Annotated in this window: 2 protein-coding genes; both read right to left on the bottom strand. The window is 63.3% G+C overall.

Features of this window, described 5'->3' with window-relative positions:
* Window positions 1–157: FAD-dependent oxidoreductase (locus tag AC0L17_RS34400; protein WP_473518979.1), on the bottom strand; the 157-nt coding region annotated here is incomplete at its 3' end.
* The coding region (gene thiC / locus AC0L17_RS34395) for a phosphomethylpyrimidine synthase ThiC (RefSeq protein WP_473518978.1) at window positions 154–1,418 on the bottom strand (1,265 nt) is incomplete at its 5' end. The genes AC0L17_RS34400 and thiC, both read right to left, overlap by 4 nt.

Raw genomic sequence — 1,418 nt, 5'->3', positions numbered from 1 at the left:
GCTCGCACCAGGGCGCCAGCATGCCGCCGGCCATCCATGATGCGTTGCCGCCAAGGCCATGCCGGGTCTCGGCAATGGTTACCGCAGCACCGCGGGCGGCGAGTTCGAAGGCGGCGGTGAGGCCGGCGACGCCAGCCCCTTTGACCAGCAGCCTCATGACGGCTCCGGCATCTTCGGCATGGGCGGTTCGCCGTCTACCGGCATATAAAGATTGCCGCCCTCGCGGTACTTCGCGGCCATCGCCGCCATGCCCTCTTTCTGTGCCTCGGCCCGAATGTCGTGGGAGATGCGCATCGAGCAGAATTTCGGCCCGCACATCGAGCAGAAATGCGCCAGCTTGTGCGCCTCCTTCGGCAACGTCTCGTCGTGGAAGGAGCGCGCGGTTTCGGGGTCGAGCGACAGGTTGAACTGGTCTTCCCAACGAAACTCGAAGCGTGCGCGGGAAAGGGCGTCATCCCTGACCTTCGCCGTCGGATGACCCTTGGCGAGATCGGCGGCGTGCGCGGCTATCTTGTAGGTGATGACGCCCGTCTTGACGTCGTTGCGGTCGGGGAGACCGAGATGCTCCTTGGGCGTGACATAGCAGAGCATCGCCGTGCCGTACCAGCCGATCATTGCCGCGCCGATGCCTGAGGTGATGTGGTCGTAGCCGGGTGCGATGTCGGTGGTCAGCGGCCCAAGCGTGTAGAAGGGCGCCTCGCCGCAGACTTCGAGCTGCCTGTCCATGTTCTCCTTGATCTTGTGCATCGGAACATGGCCCGGCCCCTCGATCATGACCTGGCAATCCTTGGCCCAGGCGACCTTTGTCAACTCGCCGAGCGTTTCCAGTTCGGCGAACTGCGCCGCGTCGTTGGCGTCGGCGATCGAGCCGGGACGAAGGCCGTCGCCGAGCGAGAACGACACGTCGTAAGCGCGGCAGATGTCGCAGATTTCCTCGAAATGCTCGTAGAGGAAGCTTTCGCGGTGATGATGCAGGCACCACTTGGCCATGATGGAGCCGCCGCGCGACACGATGCCGGTGACCCGGTCGACCGTCAGCGGGATGTAGTGCAGCCGCACACCGGCATGGATGGTGAAATAGTCGACGCCCTGTTCGGCCTGTTCGATCAGCGTATCGCGGTAGATTTCCCAGGTCAGGTCCTCGGCGATCCCTCCGACCTTCTCAAGCGCCTGGTAGAGCGGCACGGTTCCGATCGGCACCGGCGAATTGCGGACGATCCATTCGCGGATGTTGTGGATGTTGCGACCGGTCGACAGGTCCATGGCGGTGTCGGCTCCCCAGCGGATCGCCCAGACCATTTTTTCGACCTCTTCGGCCATCGACGAGGTGACGGCTGAATTGCCGATATTGGCATTGATCTTGACCAGGAAATTGCGGCCGATGATCATCGGCTCGCTCTCCGGGTGGTTGATGTTGG

The sequence above is a fragment of the Mesorhizobium sp. WSM4829 genome, from assembly GCF_055811475.1.
The sequence above is the reverse complement of the archived record's forward strand: the minus strand, read 5'-3'. Positions and strand labels throughout refer to the sequence as shown.